Below are 24,418 nucleotides of genomic sequence, written 5' to 3' on the forward strand. Positions count from 1 at the left end.
GGCTTTGGATTCACCCTGAGCACAAGGACGCACGAAGCGGGGGGCGTGAGTACCGTCATCCGGGTGTCAGAGCCAAAACCCTTGCGTTTCGCCGCATTTGTGATGAACACGACGTCCCACATCCTGCACGGGGCGTGGCGTGCTCCCGATGCGCGACAAACGGACTTCAACTCCCTCCAGCACTGGATCGACCTCGCAAAGACGTTGGAGGAAGCCAGATTCGACTTCATCTTCTTCGCCGACGTCGTCGGACTCTACGACGACTACCAGGGCGACTGGAAGAAGTTCGTCGACACCGGACTGCAGATCCCGAGCAACGATCCACTGGTTCTCGCCTCTGCGCTCGCGTCGCACACCGAGAACCTGGGCATCGCCATCACCAGTTCGATCCTGCAGGAACATCCCTTCGACTTCGCCCGCAAGATCTCCACGCTCGATCACGCCTCCAACGGACGTATCGCGTGGAACATCGTGACCAGCCTGTCCCAGAATGCCTGGCGCAACTTCGGATACGACGGCATCACCGCGCACGACGACCGGTATGCGTGGGCCGAGGAGTACGTCGACGTCGTCTACAAGCTCTGGGAGGGCAGCTGGGATGACGGCGCCCTGGTCCAGGACAGGATCCGCGGCATCCACGCCGACTTCGACAAGGTCCACAAGATCCACCACGTCGGCGACCGCTACCGCGTCGAGGGACCGCACCTGGTCGCCCCGTCGCCGCAGCGCACACCGGTGCTGTTCCAGGCCGGCTCGTCACCCACGGGCCGTCGGTTCGCCGCACGAAATGCCGAGGCGCAGTTCATCGTGTCGCCCACACCGCAAGCAGCCAAGGGACTCGTCGACGACACCCGTCGTCTGGCCGCCAGAGCCGGCCGCGATCCTCAGGACATCCAGTTCTTCCAGGGTCTTTCGTTCGTCATCGGGAGCACCGAGGAGGAGGCACGGCGAAAGGCGGCCGAGCTCGACGAGTACATCGACCCGAGCACGATCATCGCCCACTCGGCGGGTGGTCTCGGGTTCGATCTCGGGTTCTACGACCTCGACACCCCGATCGGCGAGATCAAGACCGAGGGCACGCAGAGCACCCTGCTGTGGCTGCGCGAGGCCGTACCCGATCGTGAGCCGACCGTCCGCGACCTGGCCGAACTGCGTAGCCGCAGCGGACGCGTCGTCGGCACGCCGGAGCAGATCGCCGATCGACTGGCGGAATGGCGCGACGCCGGCGTCGGGGGCATCAACGTCATCAACGCGACGATCCCGAACAGCTACATCGAGTTCGCCGAGCATGTCCTGCCGGTGCTGCGAGAGCGCGGACTTGCCCAGCACGAATACGCGCCGGGCACGAGCCGGCGCAAGCTGACCGGCCGGGACACCCTTCCGGACACGCATCCCGCCGCGGCGTACCGCGGCGCGTTCGCCGAGAAGGTCGAGGTGCCGGCATGAGTGTCCTGACCCGCGTCGTCTCCGATCGTTCGACGATCCTGTCCGAGATCGCAGCCGATGCCGCCGTGCGCGAACTGACCGGCATCGACCCGCACGCCCAGGTGCGATTGCTGAGTGAATCCGGTTTGACCGCTGTGACTCTCGACGAGTCGTCCGGCCCCGGTGCCGGCGCCCCCGAGCTGTTCGATTTCCTCATCGATCTCGCCCGTGCCGATCCGATCGTCGCCCACATCCTGCGGGCGCACTTCTGGTTCGTCGAGCAGATCCGCCGGTTCCCCGACGGCCCCGTCCGCGACCGCTGGGTCGCAGAGATCGCGGCGGGCAGGGTGTTCGGCAACGCGACCAGTGAACGCACCGGCAGCGCGGGTTCGCTCTCGTTCCAGACCGAACTGCGTGCCGTCGACGGCGGGTGGTTGCTGACCGGGGTCAAGTTCTACAGCACCGGCACCGCATTCTCGGACTACGTGTCGGTCACCGCGACGGTTCGCGGCGGCGAGTTCGACGGTCAGGTCGCTCGGATCGTCCTGCCCGTCGACCGCGACGGCGTCACCATCGTCGACGACTGGGACGGGATCGGACAGAACCGTACCGGTACCGGCACCACGACCTTGGACAGCGTCCGGGTGACCGCCGACGACATCCTGGCCTTCACCGACCCGGCGTCGACCGCCGCGATCGCCAACGACGGACCGTTCCTGCAGCTTTACCTACAGGCGCTGATCACCGGAATCCTGTTGTCGGTCAGCGACGATGCGACCGCGCTTCTGCGGTCACGGACGCGGACCTTCGACCATGCGCCCGCCGAGTCGCCGCGCCACGACCCCGTGCTGCTCGGCACCGTCGGTGAGATCGACGCGGCCGCCCACGTCGCGCGGGCCGCGGTCCTCGATGCCGCACGGACGATCGAGGAGGCGTTCGCGCCGGCACGCAGCGGCGTGATCGAGCCGGACCTGTTCGTCCGGGCATCCACGGCGGCCGCGCGAGTGAAGGTCCACGTCGACCGCGTCGGGTTGCGTGCTGCCGCCGATCTGTTCGACGTCGGCGGCGCGTCGTCGGCCAGCCGGGCCAAGAACCTGGATCGGCACTGGCGCAACATCCGCACGGTCACGCTGCACAACCCGACGTCATACAAGGCGATCGCGCTCGGTGACCTGCTGGTCAACGGCACTCCCCTCCCGGCGAACGGGTACTTCTGACATCTTGCCTGCAAGAGAGGGAACGGCAGCAACAATCCCTCGCTCCCTGAGGTGTGAGGAGCCATAGCGACGAACCTCGAAGGGCCTGGTGACATTCCGTCACCAGGCCCGTCGTGCTGTCACGCCGAGATGAGGTCGCGCGCGATGTCGATCAGGGTTCGACGACTTCGGCCGATGACGCTCAGCCGGATCCGCGTCGGCGACCGGGCCCGGATGCAGTCCAGCCCCCAAGGTCACGTCTCGAAACTTATGAGACGCCTATTTTGCGTCAGACGATCTCGAAATGGCTCCTATCGCGAGACTTTTGCAACCGACGTCTCGAATTCCCGGCGCGTCTCAGAATCAGTATCGAGACTTTTGAGATAGAGTCCCTCTCGTGACGGACCAAGCGAGAGGTGGCGCACCGGGGATGTCCCTCGGATACGCGCGCGAGACCCCGGGAGCGCACGCTCTCGGACCACAGATCGATGCACTGACCGAGGCGGGGGTGGATCCGGGTCGGATCTACACCGACGCCGCCGATCGGGCGCAGCCCGCGGACCGTCGGGCGGGGATGAACGCCTTACTCGACTATGCGAGAGCCGGTGACACGACGGTGGTCGTGGGCATCGACCGACTGGGCCGTAACATCCGCGAGGTCATGGCCATCTCACGTGAACTCGCGAAACGACGCATCGGTCTCCGCTCGTTGCGCGAGGGCATCGACACCGACGATCCGACCGGCGCGATGGTCGTCGGCGTCCTGGCTTCACTGGCCGAACTCGACGACCCCTCCCCCGCGCTCACCTCGGCGCGGCCACTGACGACGCGCCGGCGGTCGGAGTCGACGGTCGGACGGCCCCGCGTCCTCGACGACGAGCAGGTGCTCCGCGCCGAACAGATGCGTGCCGCAGGCGAATCCGTGCCGCGGATCGCCCAGGCGCTGGGGGTCAGCCGTGCGACGCTCTACCGCACGCTCGCCGAAAGGCGCACGGTCCGTTGACGAACCACGAGAACGAATTTCCCGAACTCGACATCGTCACCGAATACGGAGTCGTCACCCGGCTACCCACCTCCTTCCCGATCTACGATGCCGACCTCGACGAGCACCTCGATCCCGATCTGTTCCAGAAAGGATTCGAGGATGCGGAGGCCGCGCTGTGCGCTCTCCCGGCACCGTGGGCACGTCAGCTCGCGTCGTCGACCCTCGACTGCCCGCCCGACCCGGACGACGAGGAACCCAGCTACACCCGCGGCTACCGCGCGGCCCTGTACGGGCACCTGCGGCACGCCGGCAGGTGAGCATCGACGACACGGAGGACGCAATGGGCACGGGTTCACACGCCGAGGTGCAGCAGGACGACGGACGGTTCCGAGTCACCCGGTGGACCATCGAGCCGGGTGGAGCCATCCCCATGCACCGGCATGAGCACGACTACGTCGTCGTACCGCTCGTCGACGACACGATGTATGCCGTCGCACCGGACGGTTCGGAGATCGCCGCAGAACTCCGGATCGGCGAGAGCTACACCCGGATCGCCGGTGTCGAACACCGCGTGGAGAACCGGGGTTCGACGAACACGATTGTCTTCGTCGAGGTCGAGCGGCTCTGACGATCTCCCGGCGAAAGTCCGGCACACATCGCGCGGCGCTGCGAGTCGGTGCCGTGTCCCTCGACGCCGTATTCTTCAGGCGTGGTTCAGCTGACAGTGGGAAGCCATCGCGACGACGCGACGTCCGACGTCGTCCTCTCCGCACACAAGTTCAACCGGCACACCTTCTGGTGCGGCCAGAGCGGTTCGGGAAAGACCTACGCACTCGGGGTGGTGCTGGAGCAGTTGCTGCTGAACACGCGCCTGCCACTGCTCATCCTCGATCCGAACGCCGACTTCACCCGGCTTCCGGAGACGCGTGACACCACCGATCCCGAACTCGCCGCGGCCATCGCCGCATCGGACATCCAGGTGCTGCATTCGACACGACGCGATCTCCCGCAGTTGCGGGCGCGGTTCACCGATCTGCCGTTGACCGCGAAGGCCGCCGTCCTGCAGCTGGATCCGATCGCCGATCCCGACGAGTACAACGTCCTGCTGCACGCCGACGCCACCCTCAGCGGCGGCGCCGGCGACACACCCGACCAGAGCACCTACATCTCGGCGCTGCGGGCGTCCGACGATCCCGGTCACCAGCGACTGGCCAAGCGGATCGAGAATCTCCAGGTCCTCGACTGGGACCTGTGGGCTCGAGGCGAGGTCGCGGCCACCGACATCATCGACGAACGCCCCCAGGCGACCGTGCTCGACCTGGGCGGTTTCGCCCACCCGGCAGAACCCAAGGTGGCCGCCCTCTCCGCGCTCGAACACCTGTGGGCGCGTCGCGAAGAGCGGCGACCCGTGCTCATCGTGATCGACGAGGCCCACAACATCTGTCCTCCCGTCGCCACCAGCGCGGTCGAGCAGGCCCTCATCGACCGCGTCGTGCAGATCGCCGCCGAGGGACGCAAGTTCGGACTCTGGCTCCTCCTGTCGACGCAACGGCCGACGAAGATCCACCCCAACGTGCTGTCCCAGTGCGACAACCTGTGCCTGATGCGGATGAACGCGCCGCGCGATCTGGCCGAACTTGCCGACACCTTCGGGTTCGTCGGTGAACACATGCTGGCGGAGTCGCCCGAGTTCCGTCAGGGCGAAGCGCTCTTCGCGGGCGGGTTCATCACCACGCCCACCTTCACCCGGATGGGAGGCCGGATCACCGAAGAGGGCGGAGCCGACGTCGGGGTGCCGCTGCTCGCCTGAGCGTCTTCTCCCTCTGTCACACCGCGAGCGGCGCGCGATCGGAGCCGGATCCCGGGCCGTGACACAACGTTGCCGTCGGTGGAGGGTGGACGGGATCGTCGAGGACCGAGTGCGAAAAAACGGGCATCCAACCATCCGAACGGATGACGGTGACGGCAGTGTCGTTGGTGAATCGTGATCTCCTGGTGACGCTTACGCCCTCGTGGTGCGCATGGTCGGTGCGACCATGGACCGAGTCGGGGTTGCGGTTCGCGAGCGCGGACCGGGCGCAGTGTCAGTTCGGGCCCGCGTCGCGTTTCAGCGGTTCAAGTCGGCGGGCCGCACTTCCCTTCGGACAGTGCAAGGTGGTCGAGCGGTGAGCGAATCGACGGGCAACAACGGACAGACGGTGACCGAGGGCGACCTCGGCGAGCGCGAGCTCGCCGACCTCCGAGCGGAACTGGACACAATCGACAACCGGCTGCTCGACGATGTCCGCGCCCGGCTGGAGGTCTGCACTCGCATCGCGTACCTCAAGGAGCGCCACGCCATTCCCGTGATGCAGCCGCGCCGCGTCGGAGCGGTGCACGATCACGCCCACCGTTACGCCCTCGACCACGGACTCTCCCCACAGTTCCTGCACGACCTCTACGACCTGCTCATCTCGGAGACCTGCCGGGTGGAGGACCTCATCGTGGCGACCGATGAACTGCGGACGAACGGGGCTCCGGTCGCGCATGCGGGCCCTGATCGCGTCCTCGTCCAGCGGACAGCCGTGGACGGCGCCGCCGACGCCAGCGTGGACTGAGGCGGACGCGGTGCGGACACTTCTGATCGACAACTACGACTCGTTCACCTACAACCTCCATGCCCTGTTGACGGAGGTGAACGGCTCGGAGCCGGTGGTCGTCGCCAACGATGCGCCGTGGTCGTCGGTGAACCTGACGGCATTCGACAACGTGGTGGTCTCCCCCGGCCCGGGGCGTCCGGACTGCGCCCGCGACTTCGGGATCAGCGGGCGGGCCCTGACCGACAGCGGACTTCCCGTCCTCGGAGTCTGCCTGGGCCACCAGGGACTGTGTCACCTGTTCGGCAGTCCGGTTGTCTCGGCCCCGGAGCCTCGGCACGGACGGATCAGCGCGGTGCACCACGACGGGCAGGGCCTGTTCGATGGTCTTCCGTCCCCGTTCCGGGCAGTCAGGTACCACTCGCTGGCGGTCCTGGAGGTCCCGGACGGGTTGGAGGCCCAGGCGTGGTCGGACGACGGCGTCCTGATGGCGGTGCGTCATCGGAAACTCCCGCTGTGGGGGGTGCAGTTCCATCCGGAGTCGATCTGCACCGAGTACGGGCGGGAGCTGCTCTCGAACTTCGCCGCGGCCACCCCGGTGCGGATGCGGCGACCGATACCGGCGGCGCCGAGGAACACCTCCACGGAGCGGCCGGCCGAGGCGGCACCGATGAGGCCGGAACACGACTACCGGGTGCGGTCGGAGCGGGTGGACCGGGTCGTCGACCCGGCTGCGGTGTACGAGCGACTGTTCGCTGATGGACCGAACAGCTTTTGGCTCGACGGGTCGGCGGCCAACGAATCGGGGAGCCGGTTTTCCGTGATGGGTGACTGCTCGGGCCCGCGCGCCGAGTACGTGACCTACCGGATTCCGGAAATGACCGTGCGAGTGGAACATTCGGACGGGGCCGAGGAGGAGATCCGCAGCACCTTCTTCGACTATCTCGACGCCCGGCTACGGGAGCGGTCGGTCGCGCCCCGGCCGGATCTGCCATTCGGGTTCTGTCTCGGCTACGTCGGTTATCTCGGCTACGAACTCAAAGCGGACACCGGCGGCCAGTTGGCCCACGCATCTGAACAGGCCGATGCGGCACTGGTGTTCGCGGACCGGGCCGTCGTGATCGATCACGAACGCGGGTGCGCATACCTGCTCGCACTCGAACCGGTCGATGACGCGGAGCCCGGCACCGTGGACCCTGCGACCGCGCGGTGGTTGCGCGACACGGCGTCGGCCATCCGGGAGCTGCAGGATCATGCCTCCGAACCGATGGTCACCGCTCCCCCGCTGGTCCAGGAGTCGCACGAGGTGCCGATCGTGTTCCGGCACGACCACCCGACCTACCTGAGGCTCATCGAGCAGTGCTTGGCGGAGATCCGGTCCGGGGAGTCGTACGAGGTGTGCCTGACGAACTCGGCAACCGTGCACCGCGGCCTCGACCCGGTGTCCGGATACTCCTGCCTCCGCGAGATCAGCCCGATGCCCTACAGCGCGCTGCTCCAGTTCTCGGGGTTGTCGGTGCTCAGCGCATCCCCGGAACGGTTCCTGAAGGTGGGGGCAGATCGCACGGTGGAGTCGAAACCGATCAAGGGCACTCGGCCACGGTCCGCGGATCCCGTGCAGGACGAGGGGTTTCAGTATGACCTGCGACACAGCGAGAAGGACCGGGCGGAGAACCTGATGATCGTCGACCTGGTCCGCAACGACCTGTCGCGGGTCTGCGAGCCCGGCTCGGTGCACGTGCCGTCGTTGTTCGCCGTCGAAACCTATTCGCCGGTACACCAACTGGTGTCGACGGTGCGCGGAACGTTGCGCGCGGGTGTGTCCGCAGTGGACTGTGTGCGGGCGGCGTTCCCGGGCGGGTCGATGACCGGAGCGCCGAAGATCCGCACGATGGAGATCATCGACAAACTCGAGGCCGGTCCGCGGGGGGTGTACTCGGGGGCGATCGGCTACTTCTCACTGACCGGAACCGCCGACCTGTCGATCGTGATCCGCACGATGGTGGCCACCGAGTCCGAGGTGACGTTCGGGGTCGGTGGTGCGATCGTCGCGCTGTCGGATCCGGAGGACGAGTTCGAGGAGACGATGGTGAAGGCGCTGTCGATGCGACGCTGTCTGTCCGTCGCCGACGAGAGTGGACCGTGACCGGATCGCCCGCGCCCGAAGCCCGGTCGATCGTCGTCGCCGGCGGTGCCGGAGCCGTCGGGACGATGCTCGCCGATCGGTGGCGCGGTGACGGGAACACCGTGCACGTGCTCGACGCCCGCCACGGTGACGACATCCGATACCCCGACCGGGGGGCGGAGTCACGACTGCGGGAGGCCGATGTCGTGGTGCTTGCGGTCCCGGAGGGTGTGGCGTTGGAGGCCGTGAAGTCGGTGATCCCTCTGCTGAACGCGGCGGCGCTGCTGGTGGAGACGTTGTCGGTGAAGACGCGGTTCTCCTCGGCCGTCGCCGAACTCGACGGGGACGACGTCGACAGGGGCGGTCCGATCGTCGGGATCAACCCGATGTTCGCTCCGTCCCTCGGTCTTTCGGGCCGGGCGGTCGCGGTCGTCGTCCATCGTGACGGTCCGGGTGCGGATCGCTTGCGCGACGACCTGTCTCGGTGGGGCGCGCGGGTCGAGATCACGACCGCCGATCGGCACGACCGGGTGTGCGCGGCGGTGCAGGCCCTCACCCACGCGACGATCCTGGCGTTCGGGTGCGCGCTCGCCGACCTGGGAATCGATGCCGACGAGGCAGCCGCCCTGGCCACTCCGCCGTTCACGACGATGTCGGCACTACAGGCACGGATCACCGGCGGGACACCAGAGGTGTATCGGGACGTGCAGGCGTCAAACCCGTGTGCACCCGCCGCACGAGAGGCGTTGGCGCGGGCCGTGTGCCGGGTGTCCGCTGCGTCCGCGGGCGACACCGACGACTTCACGGCACTGCTCACCGAGGCCGGTGGTCCGTTGGGCGGCCACGCGGACGACTACGCGCGACTGTGTGCGCGGATGTTCGAGAGGCTGTTCACGTGACCGGCCACCTGCCCGAGCACGACGCGTCCGACCCGGTGGAGTCGGCGGTCATCGACGGCCTCGTGCGGAGCTGGCCACGGCGGGCGACGGTGCGGCGCACCGAACCCGAGCTCGACATACCGACGATGGACGACCTCTACGACGACACCCGCGAGGACTATCCCGAGGTGCTGCTCCCGTTCGCCGGGCATCCGAGCTGGGAGCGGCTCGACGAGGACGTCCGGACCCGGGTCCGGGCCTGGGCGTGGATCGCCTACAACAAGAACGTCGTCGACATCGAACAGGACGTCGTGACACCCGGTTTCGGGTTGCTGTTCCGGGACGTGTTCGGCACCGGCTTCTCTGATGCGGACCGGGCGGCGGTGGTGCAGTCGATGGTCGACGAGGAGTACCACACCCTGATGCACCTGAACGCGTCCGCGCTGACTCGTCGTCGTCGCGGCTGGGCACTACCGGACTCGACGTTGCCGGAGTCGTCGACCGCACGCGGGCACCGAGAGTCGTTCGCGCAGGCAGAGTCCCCGCGAGCAGCGGCGCTGACGACTCTGGCATACGCAACGGTCGCCGAGACCTCCATCGCCGACTACCTGAGCCTGATCGCCGGTGACCGGACGATCCAGCCCGTGCACCAGGCCACCATCGCGCTACACCGCCGCGACGAACGCGCTCACGCCTCGGTTGCGACCGAGATGATCGCGATGGTGCACGACAAGCTGGATTCGGACGACCGGAGCTTCCTGGCGCGCGCGCTGCGGGACGGCGTCGACGCGTTCACCGCCACCGATGGGGCCGTGTGGTCGGCGATTCTGGCCGCGGAGCAGGTCCCGGACGCAGATCAGATGCTGCGTGACGTCGCCGAGGACCCCGACCGCCGGCAATTCCTCCAGGACTGCAGCGCGATCGACCGCCTGCTCGGCCGGTTCGGCGAGCTGGAACATCGCTGACAGCCGGAGGCACAGACAACAATGGCCAGCACCTTCGGTGCTGGCCACTCTGTCGGGCTGACAGGATTTGAACCTGCGACCACTTGACCCCCAGACTCAATTTCGTTGTATGCCGGTGTTCTCCGGTGTCCAATCATCGCTGGTCAGCAACGATTCGGGTATATGGGCGGACGTCAGCGAACACACAGAAATCCGACGGCGTTGCTGTACCGGTTGCTGTACAGCGTCACCCCCTACTATCCCGTCAGCTTCCCGATGGCTTCGTAGTGGTGGAGTCGGCCGCGGACCATGTGTGCCTCGATGCTGCCCTCGACGTCGAACTGGCGTCCCTGCCACGTGATGCGGAGGTACGGGTCGTCCGGGTCGAAGTTCGCGGTCTTGGACATGGAGACCTGGTACCGCTGCACGACGGTCAGGCTGCCTTCGCCGATCTTCTGGTCGGTGTTCAAGGGCCACACGTCCGCGGGGACAGTCTGCTCGATCCATTCGTACTCGTCGTTGCCGTGGGCGTCCTCCCCGACCTTGACCGAGGTCGCCAGCGTCACGGTGTCATGGAAGATCACCCGGCCGCCTTCTTTCGGTACCTGTTGAGGACGAACAACTCCGCGAGGGTCCAGCCGTTGAAGCCGCCGTCGACTGTCACCGATCCGACGGTGGTGCCGAGTTGTTCGGGGTTGGCGACCAGGCGGGCGGTCGCGGTGATGATGACTGCCTCGATGTCGGGGTTCGGTTCCCCACCCTCGAATCCGACGCCGCGGGTGTAGGCGCGGGCCATCGCCGTGATGATGGGGACGTGCTGGCCGGCCAGGGCGACGAGTTCGGTGTCGCCACCCTGGCCGAGGAACGCGGCGATGTCTACGCCGGTCAGTGCCGGCATTACGGGGTTTCCGGTCCGAGGACTGCGACCGCTTCGGGGTGCAGCAGGCCGAGGTCGTAGCGGGTGACCACTCGCAGGCCAACCTGGTCGTATTCGGCGTACCGCTCGTTGAGGACGGTGACCGAGGGTGCAACGTCACGGGCGACTGCGACGGTCGACATGTCCGCGAGGACCGCGGTGCCGGCCGCGAGCTTGTTGGTGACGGTGGCAGGGATACCGAAGATCGTGGTGCCGGACTCTCGGGTCGGATCAGGCTCGAGGAGGTAGCGGTTCGACGTCGATGACTCCTTCACCTTGCGCAGGGCAGCGAAGTCCGCGCCGGAGATGAACCACCGATTGGGCGTGATCTCCTTCGCATTGAGAGAGGCGATGGCGTCGAGCATCGAGTCGGCGTCGGTCGGGTCGAACGTGCCGGTGGTGACGCCGGCCTGCTGGGTGAGGCCGGTGATGGTGTCGGCGGTGCCGGTGCCCTTGAGGAGGGCGTCGTCGAGGGCGTCGGAAACATCTTTGACGAGACGCTGTTTGAGTACGGCGTCGATACCGATCACGGCCTGCCGGACGAGTTCGTTGGTGTAGCGGAGGATGATCTTGATGCTCTTTCGCTCGTTGGGCATCAGGGTCATTTCGTCGAACTCGATCTCGCCGTCGTCGGGAATGAGTGCCCCTTCGGCGACGAAGGTGGGGTTGCTGCCGGAGACGAGTTTGGGGATGCGTAGCTGGCCGGCGGTGTCGAAGATGCGGGGGCCGGAGGCGAGGACGACACTGCCAGCTTCGAGGGGTTGGACGAGCAGGCTGGAGACCTGGTCTGCGAGGAGTTCGGAATTGGTTGCGGTGGTTTCGGCCACGGTGTGCTCCTGGGGAGTTGAAGGGAATGGTCACCTTCGCCACCAGGACGATTCAAGGGGACGTTCACCAGGAACGTCCCCTTGAGCATACCCCTAGGGGGTTTAACCTGATACTGCCTTGCGTGGACTACCACTGCTTGTGCTGACGCTGGAGACAAGCGAGAAGGCTTCCGCGAGGTCTCGGACGTAGGACGAAGCGCTAGTTTCCTCTGCCAATTCCTTGATCTTCGCGTACAGCGCGTCTGCTGCCTCATCCTTCAGTGACATCGAAATTCCTTTCAGCGTTGGCCGCGGAGTAGTGCGGTGAGGTCAACGCTAGCGGTCGACGGGGTTGCGCCTTGGCCGATCTCGCCGGTCACGCGGCGCGCTGCCAGATGCGGCTTGGCGGTGAGTAGTTCGTCGATCGCCGAAGTCAGTGACTCGGTGTCACTGAGATGGTCTTCGTCGAACGGTAGGTCGCTGGCGTCCTGGAGCCGGCCGGTCTGCTCGACAAGGGCGCGGTGCAGGCGGTGGGCGAGTTCGTCGGCACGCTGGGCTCGCTGACGGTACTTGCCGTTCTCTTGGCGCAGCTGCTCGACATAGGACCGCGGGAAGGTGTCAGGCTCCTCGTTTTCGGTGCCGTCACCGGAAACGTCGGGATCGGAGACGGGTTCGGGTTGAACCGCGGTTGCCGGGTCCTGCTGGGACCCCTCGGTGGTGTCGTCGGTCATCTGATCCCCTTCGCTCGCGCTGTTGTCCATGTTTCCTTGATCCCTTCTGCAATAACTGGTTTCGGGGTGCAGGTGCATCCCTTGTGTGTTTGGAATGGGTGTTCTGCCGGCCAGACGCGGCCTTCGCGCCACCACCAGGTGCAGAGTTGGCAGCACCCGGCCGATCGTTGACGCACCCACCCTCGGGTCTTGCCGTCCCGGATCATCGACTGCGAGTAGGACTTGGCGGCGGTCTCCAGCGGTTCGGCCCGACCCAACCGGCCGACGACCGCTTCGGACGCTGCAGTCGACGCGGCAACCTCGATGACCGTGGACGCTGCCTTGGTCAGTCGGTCGAGGTCGTCAGGTGGTGCGGTGTTCACCACCGCGGCTGGTGTTCCCAACTGCGCCATGACTTCGGCGGCGTAGGCCAGGTTCGCCAGTGCGTGGGCCTGCCCATTGGAGACGGTGATCGCGGAGGCAATCCACCGCACACATTCGTCGTGGGTGAGGTTGCCCGACAGGTACGCGGTGTAGGCGGCGATGACCTGTCGTTCGGATCTCTCCGACAAGGCGATGAGGGTGTCGCGGTAGGCCATCAGGACACCAGCTTCCCGAGGTCGACGGCCATCGCGTTCAGGGCGTCACCGCGGCGTGCGGCGGCGATCTCGGCAACCTCGGTGTCGGAGTAGCCGAGTCGCTTGAGCGCGTACGACGCCGGGAGCAGGCCAGCCTGGTGCAGCTTCACCACGGCGTCGGCCTCCTGGGCGATGGAGCGGGTAGCGGCGTCGGCCCACGTCACCCGAACATCAACCAGCTGAGGGTCGGCACCGTCACGGACACCGACAATCAGGCGGGCCACGTCTTCCCACGCTCGCCCGAACGCGGCCTGGCGAGCCTCGGCGCGGGCGGTGAGACTGGCCTCAGCTGCACGTAGGGCATCCGCCGATGCCGGGGTGTCCGACAACTGCCCGATGTAATGAGCCGGGAGTGCAGAGACCGCCATGATCTGACCGAGCAGCACGTCGACCGCCGACTGGTACCCGTCGAGCCTGGCACCCTCGAGCTGACCAAACTTCGCGGTGTCGTTCTCCGAGATCATGGCCCGGTCACCCTCCGGTATGGGGTTGACCGCTTCGCCCTCCTCGTTCTCTTCCAGCTCGATGCCAGTGGCCCACCGTCGCGGCCGGCCCACGAACTCGCTGGTGGTCATCATGTCGACCAAAACCTTGTTGAGCGCGTCGACCAGCGGGCGAAGGTCCTCGATCTCGGACACCCCGTCATCTAGGAGGCGGTCGGAGTTTTTCAGCTGCACAACCGGCACCACGCCGAGCGGGTTCGGAATCTCCTCGACGGTGCGGAAACCCTGCGTGGTGGCCCCGGTCTGCTCTGCCCGCAACCGGATCAGCAGGTCGTCGAGGAACACGGTCGCTTCGGTGGTGGTGGCGGTCTCCCACCTCTTCACCGCTGCCGTGATGCGGCGTGAACCCGGATCGGTGAGCACCCCGACCTGGGTGGCCGATTCGACGGTGACCTTCGGCCGGCCGAACGGGTCGGCCCACACCATCGCGTACGACGACCCGAGTAGTAGGGCTTCGCGGTGGGCGATACCAGACGTTTGGTCGAGATCGTTCCGAATCCAGTCCTCCCAGACGTCCGCGCCAGTGAAGCCGGTGACCCGCAACCTCTCGGCCAACGAGGTCACTGCCAGTCTTGGCAGGTTGGTGGCGAGGCGACCGAACCTGTCACCCAGAGCTTTCCGGGCCTCCGGGGACAGGAAAGCCAACGGCTGAGTGCCGGCGTAGTAGCGGTCGAGGTCAGCGAAACGGGCTGACGGTTCGTCGATCTTCTGCAACAGAGTGGTAAGTAGGTCAGTGTTCATGCTGCGAAACTCCTTGTCTTGGAACGCTTCTTGTGGGTTGCGCGCCAGGTGGCGCGACTATGGGCCATGACCAGGCACGCGGCGAGGTCGATCTTTCGAGCCGACTTTGATCGGCTCGCCTTGCTGAGGCGTATCCCGCGGACGTCCTCGACGATGACCGCGGCGCTGACGTGCTCGGCCAACGTCTTGTCTCCCGAGTGCGTCAGACGGGCGTTCGTGGCCGCCGAGAACAGATCCGTAGTGGCCGCGGTCAGGCGTGCCGGTGAGTGCGGAAACTCGACAACCGGCAGATTCTCCGATTCGAGGATCTGCAACGTCCGTGTCCAACGAAAAGGGTCTGCGACGATCTCCAACACCTTCCAGCGTCGGCACGCATCGCGGATGGTCTGCTCGACCTCAGCCACCGGCACCCGATAGCTCTCATCGTTCGCTGGCCGCTGCCAAACTTTGATCCGGTCGACGTGCGGTTCGGTTCCGACCGATGCCACCAGCAGCGCCGTCGTGTCATCAGAGAACGACCCGTCCAAGGCGATGACGACCTCGGCACCATCCGGCACCGGCTGGCCTGTTGACAGCCCCTCCCACACACCAGCCGGGAGGAATGCGCCATCGGTGTCGGTCGCGAACTGACAGAGACGCGCACGCCGGAACGTCGACTCCCTGGTCTTCGGTGGCAACAAGGCGACCAGAGCGTCACGGTGTAGAAAGTCGTCAAGAGCCGGATTCGCGAGCTCCCAACAATGTCGGCAATCCACTGGGTGATCCTCGAAACCCGCGGCCGAGAACTCCCGCCACACCAAACTCTTGTCATCGGGATGCTCGGCGGCATAATTGCGCAGATCCGCGAGCACCTGATCGTTGACCTTCGGACCAGGCGTGCCGATACACACCAGCGTCGAACGTTCCCTCTTACCCTGAGCCAACGTCAGCACCTCGTAGGCATCCCGGTTCGCCACACCAGCCTCGTCGAGGATCGCCAGCGTGTAGTCCAAACCCTCCAACGACGCCGGAGACGCCGGCAGGCAATGGAAATACGAGTCGGTCGTCGGCCAATACAGCCGATCCTTGAACACCTGCACCCGCGCCGACAACTCGTCGTCCAATTCGACCATTCGGCGGGCAATGTTGAAGACGATGCCGGCCTGGCGCTCGTCGACCGCAACCACCGCGACGACCGAGCCCTCCCCGTCAGTGAAGAACCGATACAGGCCATACGCGGCCACCAACGTCGACTTCCCCTGACCGCGGGGAAGCATCCAACCTGCCGTGCGCGGAGTCACCTCGGCGTCCTCAACCGAACCGATCAGATCCAGCTGCCAATCTCGCAGGCGCAGCGCCTTCTTAGCGTTCGTGCCCTTGGGTACCTTGATGAACTTCTCCGCGAACGACGCGAACCGCTTTGACCCCACTGACCTGGGCCGAAACGGCAGTGGAGAGTCGTCCACCTTCGCCTTCGGACCGGCCTTCACCGATACCCCCCAGGGGTGTGTAACGATCTCTGCGCCTTGCCTTCGGGTTTCGGTCCGCTTACGGTTACCCTATCCCCCCTGGTCACAGGCTTGGTTGTGCCTCTCGCTGCGCCTCTGGTCCGGTTGCAGGGTCCGCATACGACGTCGATGTCTTGGAGGCGGATGGGTTTGCCGGCGTTGTGTCGTCGCCATGCTTCGGGCGAGTGGTCGGCTTGTAGGTCGGTGGTGGTTCCGCAGTCGGTGCAGAACGGCTGGAGTCTGCGGGCTTTCGCTGACAACCGTCGCCACCGGCTGTCGTATCCGCGTTGGTGGGTGGTTTGGTGGTGGGCGTCGAGTCGGTGGTCGGGGCAGCGGGATTCGGGGCTGGGTTCACCGCAGGTGAGACAGGGCTTCACTTGGGGGCCTCGGCTCGGTCGGCGGCGAGGTCGGCGTAGAAGCGGTCGAGGGTCTCGTGGACGGCCAGCAGTTCGTCGGCGTCGTAGTCCAGGAGTCTGCCGAGCAGCTTGTGCAGCCGGTTCTGGGCGCGGACTCGGAGTCGGCGTTCTTCGGCGCGGCCGATGGGTGCTGCGTAGTTGGGCATGTCAGCAGGGCTGGTCATGGTGGTGTTCCTGTCTGTCTAAGAGGTCGTGAATGGTGTCGGCTAGTGCTCTGGCCTCGGTGCTGTTGAGCCAGTGGCCGGCGATGAGGATGCCGTCGCGGGCTGGGTCTCCGACGACGTAGAGGCAGGCGCGGAGACGGGCCATCAGTCGCCAACCTCACGGAGTCGCTCTTGGCGTAGGAGTTCTGCTCGGTCCCAGCGCCTTCCGGCACGGTGGGCTCTGGCTTCGCACGCCTCGAGCCAATCTGTGTACGCGTTCAACACTTCGGCCTCGAGCTCGACCCATGCTGCAAGCTCGGCACAGAGTTCGAGGGACCAGTACGGGTAGCCCGAGAGTTCGAGCAGGCTGCGACGAGCGGAGGCGTCGAGCTTGTCGCGTTCCTCCTGTGTCAGGTTGAACCAGAAGGCCAACCGAGGGTCGTCCTCATGTCTCATGGATTTCTCCTATCGTCCGGTTCGGTCGGCTCGTCCGGTCCGGCCGGTTTGGTCGGAGGGGTTAGGCCGAAGCCTCGGAAGGCAGGGCCGAAGTCGTCCACGCTGTAGCCGCGGGTCCGGTCACCCACTGTTGGCCGAGTGCTGTGGATGTTGTAGTTGCGCGTCAACATGCGACCAAGCCCCTGAGCGGTAAGTGCCTTCTCGAACTTTGATGCGGTACCCCACCTCTGCGGACTGGTGGCAGTGAGACGGGCAAGGAGGTCATCGGTACCAATGAATCGCTCGTCGTCCTGCCAGACTGCACGGATGTCTCGGAGTAGGGTCACGTGCCGCTTCTCGTGTGTAAGTCCCTCTGCCCGTTCGGCTTCCACACGCTTTACGTCGCGCTCGGCCAGGTCGTCAATAACGTCAGGCCACCGGCCACCCGCCGCTTCCGCGACGCGTTTGAGGGGTGACCACCGTTCCCTTGCGCGGCCTTTCACCGGGTCGGGCAACGCGGGGCGGTTTGTGCGGACCTGCTCGCGAACCTCGTCGGCCCATGCGGCGAGTTCCTGGCCCACGCCGCGGGCTTCCTCGTCGATGACTTCCCAGTCGGTTTCCTCGACACGTCCTTCGAGATCGGGGAGCAGGAGTACTCGGATGCACCGGCTCACCGTGTCGTCGGGCAAGTCTGGGCTGTTGCCGGCCATTGCGACGGGCGAGAAGGTAGGCATCTCGGAGACCTTCCAGTCACCTCCCTTCGCGGGGACCAGGACCGGGCGTGTGCCGCCCCGCTTGTACCCGGAGTTGAGGATCGCCATGAGGTCAGCGATGCCGTCCTTGTTCGGATCGAGACTGCGGTCGGCCTCGTCGATCAGCATCGTTCTGATGCCGTTGGCGAGGAGACGAGCCAGCATCGCAGGCGACGACACGGTCGCCATCTGCACCGGCCACACGCAGAGACGCTCGAGGTGTTCGAGGACGGTGGTCTTGCCTGACCCCGGCACCGGACTGTCGATAACAAGCCGCGGGGTCGTGTAGGTCTCCGCGACGAGGTGGGTGTGCGCGGCCCAGAGGGTGAGGAGGTCGAGATCGGCTGGTTCGACGGTGCAGATGTACCGGCCGAGGTGAGCCCGGACGGTTTCTAAGGGGGTCGGATAGAAACTGGCCGGACCGGACGAGCTGGCCGAACTGGACGGACGGGCGAGGATCTCGCGTGCGGTGGCCGAAAGATGAGGTTTCATCGGCACCACCGTCGAGGTGTCAACTGACCGAGGGCGGTGCAGGTCGAGTCGTCGTGGTTCCCAACGCATTCGCAGTGCTGCCAGGGGCAGACCTCTACGACGAGGCCGTGTGTTGGGCACTCGATGATCTGCGGCCAGCGGGGGCCAGTGCACCTGTGTGCCAGCGGGTCGCGGTACCAGGCACCGCAGTCTCCGCACTCGATCGGTGGTAGTCGGAGCGCGGCGTCTCGTCTGCGTCGGCGGGCTGCGCTATCGTCGTAGTAGGAGTGAGCGTTGTGGTTCTGACTTCTGGAGGCGGTTCCGTTGGTGGCGGGGCCGCCTTCGTCGTGAAGGGTCATCTGACCTCCGTCAGTGTGTGGATGTACTGGTCGATTGAATCGCCGGTTACGAAGCTGCGGCGACCGATGTTCACGCGTGTCACCTCTCCGTCCGCGATGAGTTTGTAGAGAGTCGAACGCGAGATTCCTCCCAGCGCGCTTTGCGCGTCAGCGATGGGGACTAGTTGGTTCATGTCACCTCCCTTCTTCTAGGTCGATGTTGTTTTCTTCTGTTACTCAATGGTTTTCGCTATGGAGTTCTCAAGGAACGGTGTCGGCTGGTGTTCGACGGTTGCCGTGAACGTGTGCCGGTGTCATTGACAGCGTGCCCTTTGTGATGTCTCATATCAACAAACCGATGTGTCAAAACAGCGACCGAAAGTTTGAGGCGGCTATGCACCAGCGAGAAACCGGAGATGGCGGACTCATCGAATGGGATGGGTGGGCCGACATCGTGGATATCGGCGGCAACCGTGGAGTTCCGGCCACGTTTAGCTTTTCGCATCCCGGCGGACCGGAACAGCCGGCTTTCAGGTTCGACTTCGGAGTACAGGACGGAATCCCTGTGTGCACCAATGCAACTGTGACGGCCAAAGAAGGAGTCCCGGTGCGCGGACGCGACCTGCGGATCGTTCGGCTCGACGACCTACTTGTGTCGGTCGTGCAAGCTGTCGCGTATCGGCGGGACCCTGACGACCCTCCGGGGCACTGGATGCGGGGCTACGGTCCCGGCGAGGACCTCCGCTACGGGGTAAGCAACCGTCGCGCGGCCGAGCGGGCGTTGGCGAAGCGCCGCAACCGTTCGCCGCGTAACTCGGTGGATTTGGAGTTAGTGGCACGCACATGGCTCGAGGCACCGAAGGACGGGCAGGAGGCTGCGCTTATGGCCGTGTTTGGGAAGTCGCGGTCAACAGTGCAGCGCTACAAGCGACAAGCGGTCGAAGAGGGGTATCTCACCGAGGACGAGGGTCGGCGCAAGTGAGTAAGAACGCGAACGGCGAGGGCAGCATCTACAAGCGGACCCGCAACGGCAAGGTCATCGGCTACGCGGGCGCACTCACCTACCTGGACGAGTCCGAGACGTCCAAGCGTCACACGGTGTACGGGCGTACGAGGGCTGAGGTCCGCGACAAGCTGAAAGCTGCGCGTGAACGCTTGGACGCTGGCGCACCAGTTCGTGACGCGAGCAGGACTGTGGGCGATTGGATGCGGCAGTGGAGGACGACGACGCTCGCAGCGTCAGATCGGAAAGAGTCGACCCGCGATCTGTACAGCAATCTGTCGCGCCGGCACCTCGAGACCGAGCCGTTCGGTGCGACCCGCCTGGACCGGTTGAAGCCGTCCGACATTGAGGGTCTGGTCCTGTCTATGCGTGCGCAGACGAAGGTGCGCGGGGGTGAGACGGTCCGGGCACTGTCGGACTCCACGATTCGGCAGGTGTACACCGTCCTGCGCGCTGGTCTTGATGGCGCGGTGCGTGACGGGCTGCTGGCGGTCAATCCTGCGGCGAAGGTGAAGCGTCCGGGAATTACTCGTCAGGAGGCGAAGCACTTGCCGGCCGATGCTGTGCAGCGGGTGCTGACCGCAGCGTCGTCGTCTCGCTATCACGCGGCGTTGGTGCTGATCGCAGCAACCGGGCTGCGCAAAGGTGAAGCTCTGGGGCTGTCGTGGGACCGGGTTGATCTTGATGCCGGGTCGTTGACGGTGCTTGCGACGCTAGGGCGGATCGGGAACCGGCTGGTGATCTCGGAGCCGAAGACGGCCAGGTCGCGGCGAACGGTGCCGCTGTCCCCTGCTGTCGTCGCGCTCTTGCGGCGGCACCGTGTGGCCCAGGCCGAGGAGCGGTTAAGGGCAGGCGATCAATGGCAGGACTCGGGGCTGGTGTTCACCACCGAGTTCGGTGGCCCTGTCGATCCGCGCAACTTGCTGCGGGTGTTGGAGGTGGCCGCGGCCGGGGCTGGTGTGGACAAGGTGGGTGTCCACACTTTGCGGCATTCCGCGGCGGTGGCGTGGCTGGAGTCGGGGGTGCACATCAAGGCGGTGGCCGATTTGCTCGGGCACTCGTCGATTGCGATTACCGGTGACGTGTACGGCCACACCAGTGATGACACGGCGCGGTCTGCTGTTGCCGGATTATCAGAGGTGCTGGGATTGTGACCGCGTTGCTGTATCGGTTGCTGTACATACCCCCGCTGGGTAGCAGAAAGGCGGCTCCGGATTTCTCCGAAACCGCCTCTGATCTGCTACTTACTCTGTCGGGCTGACAGGATTTGAACCTGCGACCACTTGACCCCCAGTCAAGTGCGCTACCAAACTGCGCCACAGCCCGTTGTCTCTGGACCTCTCGGTCTTTCGACTGCCCACCGGAGCGGGCGGATTAAAGACTAGCCGACGAGTGCTGTTCTGTACCAATCGCCTGGTCAGAGGAGGTGTTCCCCGACTCGTCGGCTGCCGACGGTCAGTTGGTCGAGGAACGCTTCTTGAACCAGATCCAGCCGCCGGTGACGATGAGCGCGCCGACGAGCGAACCGATGATGCCGCTGGCGTGGAGTTCGATGCCGTGACCGGTGATCAGGCTGATCAGCAACCCGCCGATGAAGGAGCCGACGACGCCGGCGACGAGCGCCAGACCCCAGTCGATACTCCACATGTTCTTGCCACCGATGATGAGCTGAGCCAGAGCACCGATGACCATTCCGAAGACGATGATTGCCAAGATGAGCACGAGAGGCAGTATCTCACAGCGCCTCCCACATCAGTCACAGCCGCACCAGGAACGCACAAACCCACCCTTTTTCGGTAAACGCTCCAGCCGAGGAGGCGGCGGGTTTACCGAAAAGAGGTGGGCTTGCGGAGGCGGTCAGCGCTTGCGGCGCTGCTCCCGCTTGTCGCGCACACGCACGTTGATGCGCACCGGTGAACCGTCGAAGTTGAACTCCTCGCGCAGACGACGCTCCAGGAAGCGGCGATAACCGGCCTCGAGGAAGCCGGTGGTGAACAGCACGAAGGTCGGCGGTCGCACCGACGCCTGGGTCGCGAACATCACGCGCGGCTGACGACCACCGCGCAGAGGCGGCGGGTTGGCCGCGATGACGTCCTTCAGCCAGCTGTTCAGGGGCCCGGTCGAGATGCGCTTGTCCCACGCCTCGAGCGCGCTCTCCATCGCGGGCACCAGCTTCTGCACCGAACGACCGGTCGACGCCGAGATGTTCACCCGACGCGCCCACGGCACGCGGGCGAGCTCGCGGTCGATCTCCTTGTCGAGCTGATAGCGACGATCCTCGTCGACCAGATCCCACTTGTTGAAGGCGATGACCAGGGCACGGCCGCTCTCGATGATGAGCGAGAGCACGCGCAGATCCTGCTCGGTGATCGGCTGCGAGGCATCGATCAGCAGGATCGCCACCTCGGCGGCGTCGAGGGCCGCCCGCGTGCGCAGCGAGGCGTAGTACTCGTGACCACTCGCGGTACGCACCTTGCGGCGCAGGCCTGCGGTGTCGACGAAATTCCAGACCTTGCCGCCCAGTTCGACGATCTCGTCGACCGGGTCGACGGTCGTACCGGCGACGTTGTCCACCACCGAACGCTCGGTGCCGGCCAGCTTGTTCAGCAGCGAGCTCTTGCCCACGTTCGGCTTGCCGACGAGTGCCACACGACGCGGGCCGCCCAGCACCGGGGTCTCGCGCGGAGTCGCGGGCAGCTTCTGCAAAATGACGTCGAGCAGGTCACCGGCACCACGGCCGTGCGCCGCCGACACCGGGTGCGGTTCACCGAGTCCCAGCGACCACAGGGCAGCCGTGTCGGCCTCCATCCGCTCGCTGTCGACCTTGTTGGCGCACAGGATCACCGGCGTCTTGGACCGGCGCAGAACGCGCGCCACGGCTTCGTCGGTCGCGGTGGCACCGACGGTCGCGTCGACGACCACGACGATCGCGTCGGCGGTCCGCATCGCGAGTTCGGCCTGGGCCGCGACGGCCTGCTGCAGGCCCTTCGCGTCGGGCTCCCAGCCGCCGGTGTCGACGACCGTGAAGCTGCGTCCGGACCAGCTCGCCGAGTAGGACACGCGGTCACGCGTGACACCCGGGATGTCCTCGACCACGGCCTCACGCCGGCCGAGGATTCGGTTGACGAGAGTGGACTTGCCCACGTTGGGGCGTCCGACGATCGCCAGCACCGGCATGTGCTCGACCTCGGCGGCGCCGTCGGCGCCCTCGATATCGGTCAGCTGCCAGTCGGATTCGTCCGACCAGATACCGTCTCCGGGCAATGCCGCCAGGTCGGTCTCGAAGTTGTCGCTCACCGTTCTGATACTCCGATCCGGGTCTCGACGAGGCCGCTCAGTTCGTCGAGCACCTCCATGAGGGTCTTGTCACTGGTGTCGACGACGACGGCGTCATCGGCGGCACGCAGCGGAGACACCGCGCGCGTCGAATCCAGATGGTCGCGGCGGTTCACGCTGTCCAGGACCGCTGCGTAATCGCTGTCGCGTCCCGCGGCCAGATTCTGCTTGTGCCGCCGGTCGGCTCGTGCCTCCGGCGTGGCGGTCAGGAAGATCTTGACGTCGGCCGCCGGGAACACCACGGTCCCGATGTCGCGACCCTCGACCACCACGAAGCGCCCCTGCGCGTTCTGTCGCTGCAGCGCAACGAGTTTGGTGCGCACCTCGGGAACCGCGGACACCGCCGACACCGCACTGGTGACATGGTCGGTCCGGATCGGCCCGGACACGTCGCGACCGTCGAGCAGCACCGTCGACGACCCGTCGCCGTTGGGGATCAGCTCGATGTCGACCGCGTCGACAACCCGGGCGATACCGGCCGGATCGTCAAGTGCCACACCGGCGTCGAGAACCGCCAAGGTCACCGCGCGGTACATCGCCCCGGTGTCGAGATAGCTGGCGCCGACCTTGTCGGCGAGCAGCTTCGACACCGACGACTTGCCCGTACCGGCCGGCCCGTCGATGGCGACGACGCGCGTCGTGCCAGCGGTCACAGTCCGACCGCCTTGTACAGGCCGCCGACCTCGTCGCTGCCGAGGACACGCAGGCTACCGGGTCGCTGCTCCCCCAGCGCGACCGTACCCACATGGGTGCGAACGAGTTTCGTGACCGGGAAACCGACCTCGTCCATCATGCGGCGCACGATGCGGTTGCGTCCCTCGTGCAGGGTGATGCGCACCAGCGACTGTCCCTCGTGGACCTCGATGACGGTGAACTTGTCGACCTTTACCGGGCCGTCTTCGAGTTCGATGCCCTCGCGCAGGTGACGAGCGATCCCGCGCGGCACCTCACCCTTCAGGGTCGCCAGGTAGGTCTTGGGCACCTCGAACGACGGGTGCATCAGCCGGTGGGCCAGCTCGCCGTCGTTGGTCAGGAGCAGCAGGCCCTCGGTGTCGGCATCGAGCCGGCCGACGTGGAACAGGCGCTGTCCGGCCATCACGCGTTCGGCGACCACGTCACCGACGCACGGCCGGCCCTGGTCGTCGGCCATGGTCGACTGCCAGCCCTTGGGCTTGTTGAAGGCGAGATACTGCTTGGTCTCGTCCATGATCACGCGCGCATCGTCGACGTGGATGATCGCGGTGTCGGGGTTGATGCGCAGACCCTGCTCGGTGACGACCTTGCCGTCGACCTTCACACGTCCGGCGGCGATCATCTCCTCGGCGCCGCGGCGCGAGGCCACACCCGCCTGTGCCAGGACCTTCTGGAGTCGGACACCGTCTGCGACGAATTCCGGCCCGTTGCCGCTCACCTGCTCCGGTGCCACCTGGTGGCGTGCGGGCCGGGCGTTGTTGAGCCGGATCTTCCCGACGTCGGCGTTGGGTTTCGACGACCCCTTGCGGTGCGTCTTCTTCGTTCGCGGTTGCTGTGCGGGGGCGCCCTTACGGCGTTTTCCCGGTGAGCCATCTCGGCCAGCGGAAGCCATTGTTCTCAA

General features: G+C 66.0%; 26 protein-coding genes and 1 tRNA gene. 12 read left to right on the top strand and 15 right to left on the bottom strand.

The window, feature by feature from the left end; genetic code table 11:
• Positions 1-63 precede the first annotated feature (63 nt).
• The 10 genes from C5O27_RS17035 to C5O27_RS17080 all read left to right on the top strand — a co-directional run bounded on the left by C5O27_RS17035 (position 64) and on the right by C5O27_RS17080 (position 10,150).
• Positions 64-1,446, top strand: coding sequence for an LLM class flavin-dependent oxidoreductase (locus tag C5O27_RS17035; RefSeq protein ID WP_127963218.1), 1,383 nt, complete (start codon positions 64-66; stop codon positions 1,444-1,446).
• A complete protein-coding gene (locus tag C5O27_RS17040; protein ID WP_127963219.1) occupies positions 1,443-2,642 on the top strand; it encodes an acyl-CoA dehydrogenase family protein in 1,200 nt (399 codons plus the stop codon). The genes C5O27_RS17035 and C5O27_RS17040 overlap by 4 nt, the downstream gene beginning before the upstream one ends.
• 409 nt (positions 2,643-3,051) lie before the next feature.
• Complete coding sequence (locus tag C5O27_RS17045) at positions 3,052-3,624, top strand: recombinase family protein (RefSeq protein WP_127963865.1); 573 nt, start codon at positions 3,052-3,054, stop codon at positions 3,622-3,624.
• Entirely contained in the window at positions 3,621-3,923 is a 303-nt protein-coding gene (locus C5O27_RS17050) for a hypothetical protein (protein ID WP_006360860.1), read from the top strand. Before C5O27_RS17045 ends, C5O27_RS17050 begins: the two co-directional genes overlap by 4 nt.
• A gap of 23 nt (positions 3,924-3,946) precedes the next feature.
• Positions 3,947-4,234 (top strand): cupin domain-containing protein, encoded by a 288-nt coding sequence (locus tag C5O27_RS17055; protein ID WP_006360859.1) that lies wholly within the window; start codon positions 3,947-3,949, stop codon positions 4,232-4,234.
• 81 nt (positions 4,235-4,315) lie between these two features.
• Positions 4,316-5,416 carry an ATP-binding protein gene (locus C5O27_RS17060; protein ID WP_244216533.1) on the top strand — a complete coding sequence of 367 codons (1,101 nt, stop codon included), beginning with the start codon at positions 4,316-4,318 and terminating at the stop codon, positions 5,414-5,416.
• A gap of 355 nt (positions 5,417-5,771) precedes the next feature.
• The gene (locus tag C5O27_RS17065) at positions 5,772-6,203 is read left to right on the top strand and encodes a chorismate mutase family protein (RefSeq protein WP_006360857.1); all 432 of its coding nucleotides are present in this window, start codon (positions 5,772-5,774) and stop codon (positions 6,201-6,203) included.
• A gap of 10 nt (positions 6,204-6,213) precedes the next feature.
• On the top strand, positions 6,214-8,328 hold the full coding sequence (gene pabB, locus C5O27_RS17070) for an aminodeoxychorismate synthase component I (protein WP_127963220.1): 2,115 nt from the start codon (positions 6,214-6,216) through the stop codon (positions 8,326-8,328).
• Complete coding sequence (locus tag C5O27_RS17075; protein WP_127963221.1) at positions 8,325-9,206, top strand: prephenate dehydrogenase; 882 nt, start codon at positions 8,325-8,327, stop codon at positions 9,204-9,206. The genes pabB and C5O27_RS17075 overlap by 4 nt, the downstream gene beginning before the upstream one ends.
• Positions 9,203-10,150 carry a diiron oxygenase gene (locus C5O27_RS17080; protein WP_127963222.1) on the top strand — a complete coding sequence of 316 codons (948 nt, stop codon included), beginning with the start codon at positions 9,203-9,205 and terminating at the stop codon, positions 10,148-10,150. Before C5O27_RS17075 ends, C5O27_RS17080 begins: the two co-directional genes overlap by 4 nt.
• A 236-nt stretch (positions 10,151-10,386) precedes the next feature.
• Here the strand turns inward: C5O27_RS17080 and C5O27_RS17085 are convergent, their stop codons facing one another.
• The 10 genes from C5O27_RS17085 to C5O27_RS17135 all read right to left on the bottom strand — a co-directional run bounded on the left by C5O27_RS17085 (position 10,387) and on the right by C5O27_RS17135 (position 17,865).
• The gene (locus C5O27_RS17085; protein WP_127963223.1) at positions 10,387-10,713 is read right to left on the bottom strand and encodes a head-tail adaptor protein; all 327 of its coding nucleotides are present in this window, start codon (positions 10,711-10,713) and stop codon (positions 10,387-10,389) included.
• Complete coding sequence (locus C5O27_RS17090) at positions 10,710-11,027, bottom strand: hypothetical protein (protein ID WP_127963224.1); 318 nt, start codon at positions 11,025-11,027, stop codon at positions 10,710-10,712. The genes C5O27_RS17085 and C5O27_RS17090 overlap by 4 nt, the downstream gene beginning before the upstream one ends.
• Positions 11,027-11,872: a phage major capsid protein gene (locus C5O27_RS17095; protein ID WP_127963225.1), complete on the bottom strand. Its 846-nt coding sequence runs from the start codon at positions 11,870-11,872 to the stop codon at positions 11,027-11,029. The genes C5O27_RS17090 and C5O27_RS17095 overlap by 1 nt, the downstream gene beginning before the upstream one ends.
• A gap of 278 nt (positions 11,873-12,150) precedes the next feature.
• Positions 12,151-12,582 carry a hypothetical protein gene (locus C5O27_RS17100; RefSeq protein ID WP_244216534.1) on the bottom strand — a complete coding sequence of 144 codons (432 nt, stop codon included), beginning with the start codon at positions 12,580-12,582 and terminating at the stop codon, positions 12,151-12,153.
• Positions 12,579-13,160: a hypothetical protein gene (locus C5O27_RS17105; protein WP_127963227.1), complete on the bottom strand. Its 582-nt coding sequence runs from the start codon at positions 13,158-13,160 to the stop codon at positions 12,579-12,581. Before C5O27_RS17105 ends, C5O27_RS17100 begins: the two co-directional genes overlap by 4 nt.
• A complete protein-coding gene (locus tag C5O27_RS17110; RefSeq protein ID WP_127963228.1) occupies positions 13,160-14,443 on the bottom strand; it encodes a phage portal protein in 1,284 nt (427 codons plus the stop codon). The genes C5O27_RS17105 and C5O27_RS17110 overlap by 1 nt, the downstream gene beginning before the upstream one ends.
• The gene (locus tag C5O27_RS17115; protein WP_127963229.1) at positions 14,440-15,912 is read right to left on the bottom strand and encodes a terminase large subunit domain-containing protein; all 1,473 of its coding nucleotides are present in this window, start codon (positions 15,910-15,912) and stop codon (positions 14,440-14,442) included. The genes C5O27_RS17110 and C5O27_RS17115 overlap by 4 nt, the downstream gene beginning before the upstream one ends.
• Positions 15,913-16,303: 391 nt before the next feature.
• A complete protein-coding gene (locus C5O27_RS17125; RefSeq protein ID WP_127963231.1) occupies positions 16,304-16,510 on the bottom strand; it encodes a hypothetical protein in 207 nt (68 codons plus the stop codon).
• A gap of 144 nt (positions 16,511-16,654) precedes the next feature.
• A complete protein-coding gene (locus C5O27_RS17130) occupies positions 16,655-16,945 on the bottom strand; it encodes a hypothetical protein (protein ID WP_127963232.1) in 291 nt (96 codons plus the stop codon).
• Positions 16,942-17,865, bottom strand: coding sequence for a DUF3631 domain-containing protein (locus tag C5O27_RS17135; RefSeq protein ID WP_164905329.1), 924 nt, complete (start codon positions 17,863-17,865; stop codon positions 16,942-16,944). Before C5O27_RS17135 ends, C5O27_RS17130 begins: the two co-directional genes overlap by 4 nt.
• Before the next feature lie 945 nt (positions 17,866-18,810).
• Here C5O27_RS17135 and C5O27_RS17145 point away from each other — a divergent pair.
• Both C5O27_RS17145 and C5O27_RS17150 read left to right on the top strand, forming a co-directional pair.
• Positions 18,811-19,467 carry a hypothetical protein gene (locus C5O27_RS17145; protein ID WP_127963235.1) on the top strand — a complete coding sequence of 219 codons (657 nt, stop codon included), beginning with the start codon at positions 18,811-18,813 and terminating at the stop codon, positions 19,465-19,467.
• Positions 19,464-20,642 carry a tyrosine-type recombinase/integrase gene (locus C5O27_RS17150; RefSeq protein ID WP_127963236.1) on the top strand — a complete coding sequence of 393 codons (1,179 nt, stop codon included), beginning with the start codon at positions 19,464-19,466 and terminating at the stop codon, positions 20,640-20,642. Before C5O27_RS17145 ends, C5O27_RS17150 begins: the two co-directional genes overlap by 4 nt.
• A 98-nt stretch (positions 20,643-20,740) precedes the next feature.
• On the opposite strand, the gene C5O27_RS17155 is transcribed toward C5O27_RS17150, so the two are convergent.
• The 5 genes from C5O27_RS17155 to C5O27_RS17175 all read right to left on the bottom strand — a co-directional run bounded on the left by C5O27_RS17155 (position 20,741) and on the right by C5O27_RS17175 (position 24,409).
• Positions 20,741-20,814: transfer RNA gene (locus tag C5O27_RS17155), tRNA-Pro, on the bottom strand.
• Between the two features lie 129 nt (positions 20,815-20,943).
• A complete protein-coding gene (locus C5O27_RS17160) occupies positions 20,944-21,210 on the bottom strand; it encodes a GlsB/YeaQ/YmgE family stress response membrane protein (RefSeq protein ID WP_006360853.1) in 267 nt (88 codons plus the stop codon).
• A 135-nt stretch (positions 21,211-21,345) separates the two neighbouring features.
• On the bottom strand, positions 21,346-22,785 hold the full coding sequence (der, locus tag C5O27_RS17165; RefSeq protein WP_006360852.1) for a ribosome biogenesis GTPase Der: 1,440 nt from the start codon (positions 22,783-22,785) through the stop codon (positions 21,346-21,348).
• Positions 22,782-23,477: a (d)CMP kinase gene (gene cmk, locus C5O27_RS17170; RefSeq protein ID WP_035752244.1), complete on the bottom strand. Its 696-nt coding sequence runs from the start codon at positions 23,475-23,477 to the stop codon at positions 22,782-22,784. The genes der and cmk overlap by 4 nt, the downstream gene beginning before the upstream one ends.
• A complete protein-coding gene (locus C5O27_RS17175) occupies positions 23,474-24,409 on the bottom strand; it encodes a pseudouridine synthase (RefSeq protein WP_006360850.1) in 936 nt (311 codons plus the stop codon). The genes cmk and C5O27_RS17175 overlap by 4 nt, the downstream gene beginning before the upstream one ends.
• Positions 24,410-24,418: the final 9 nt, after the last annotated feature.

Source organism: Gordonia alkanivorans (genome assembly GCF_004011905.1).
GTDB lineage: Bacteria > Actinomycetota > Actinomycetes > Mycobacteriales > Mycobacteriaceae > Gordonia > Gordonia alkanivorans.

Excerpts from the sequence above, each read along its gene's own strand:
- C5O27_RS17040 (WP_127963219.1), top strand. The coding sequence starts at position 1,443 with ATGAGTGTCCTGACCCGCGTCGTCTCCGATCGTTCGACGATCCTGTCC.
- C5O27_RS17045 (WP_127963865.1), top strand. The coding sequence starts at position 3,052 with ATGTCCCTCGGATACGCGCGCGAGACCCCGGGAGCGCACGCTCTCGGA.
- C5O27_RS17055 (WP_006360859.1), top strand. The coding sequence starts at position 3,947 with ATGGGCACGGGTTCACACGCCGAGGTGCAGCAGGACGACGGACGGTTC.
- C5O27_RS17090 (WP_127963224.1), bottom strand. The coding sequence starts at position 11,027 with ATGCCGGCACTGACCGGCGTAGACATCGCCGCGTTCCTCGGCCAGGGT.
- C5O27_RS17100 (WP_244216534.1), bottom strand. The coding sequence starts at position 12,582 with ATGACCGACGACACCACCGAGGGGTCCCAGCAGGACCCGGCAACCGCG.
- C5O27_RS17105 (WP_127963227.1), bottom strand. The coding sequence starts at position 13,160 with ATGGCCTACCGCGACACCCTCATCGCCTTGTCGGAGAGATCCGAACGA.
- C5O27_RS17110 (WP_127963228.1), bottom strand. The coding sequence starts at position 14,443 with ATGAACACTGACCTACTTACCACTCTGTTGCAGAAGATCGACGAACCG.
- C5O27_RS17125 (WP_127963231.1), bottom strand. The coding sequence starts at position 16,510 with ATGACCAGCCCTGCTGACATGCCCAACTACGCAGCACCCATCGGCCGC.
- C5O27_RS17130 (WP_127963232.1), bottom strand. The coding sequence starts at position 16,945 with ATGAGACATGAGGACGACCCTCGGTTGGCCTTCTGGTTCAACCTGACA.
- C5O27_RS17135 (WP_164905329.1), bottom strand. The coding sequence starts at position 17,865 with ATGGCGACCGTGTCGTCGCCTGCGATGCTGGCTCGTCTCCTCGCCAAC.
- C5O27_RS17175 (WP_006360850.1), bottom strand. The coding sequence starts at position 24,409 with ATGGCTTCCGCTGGCCGAGATGGCTCACCGGGAAAACGCCGTAAGGGC.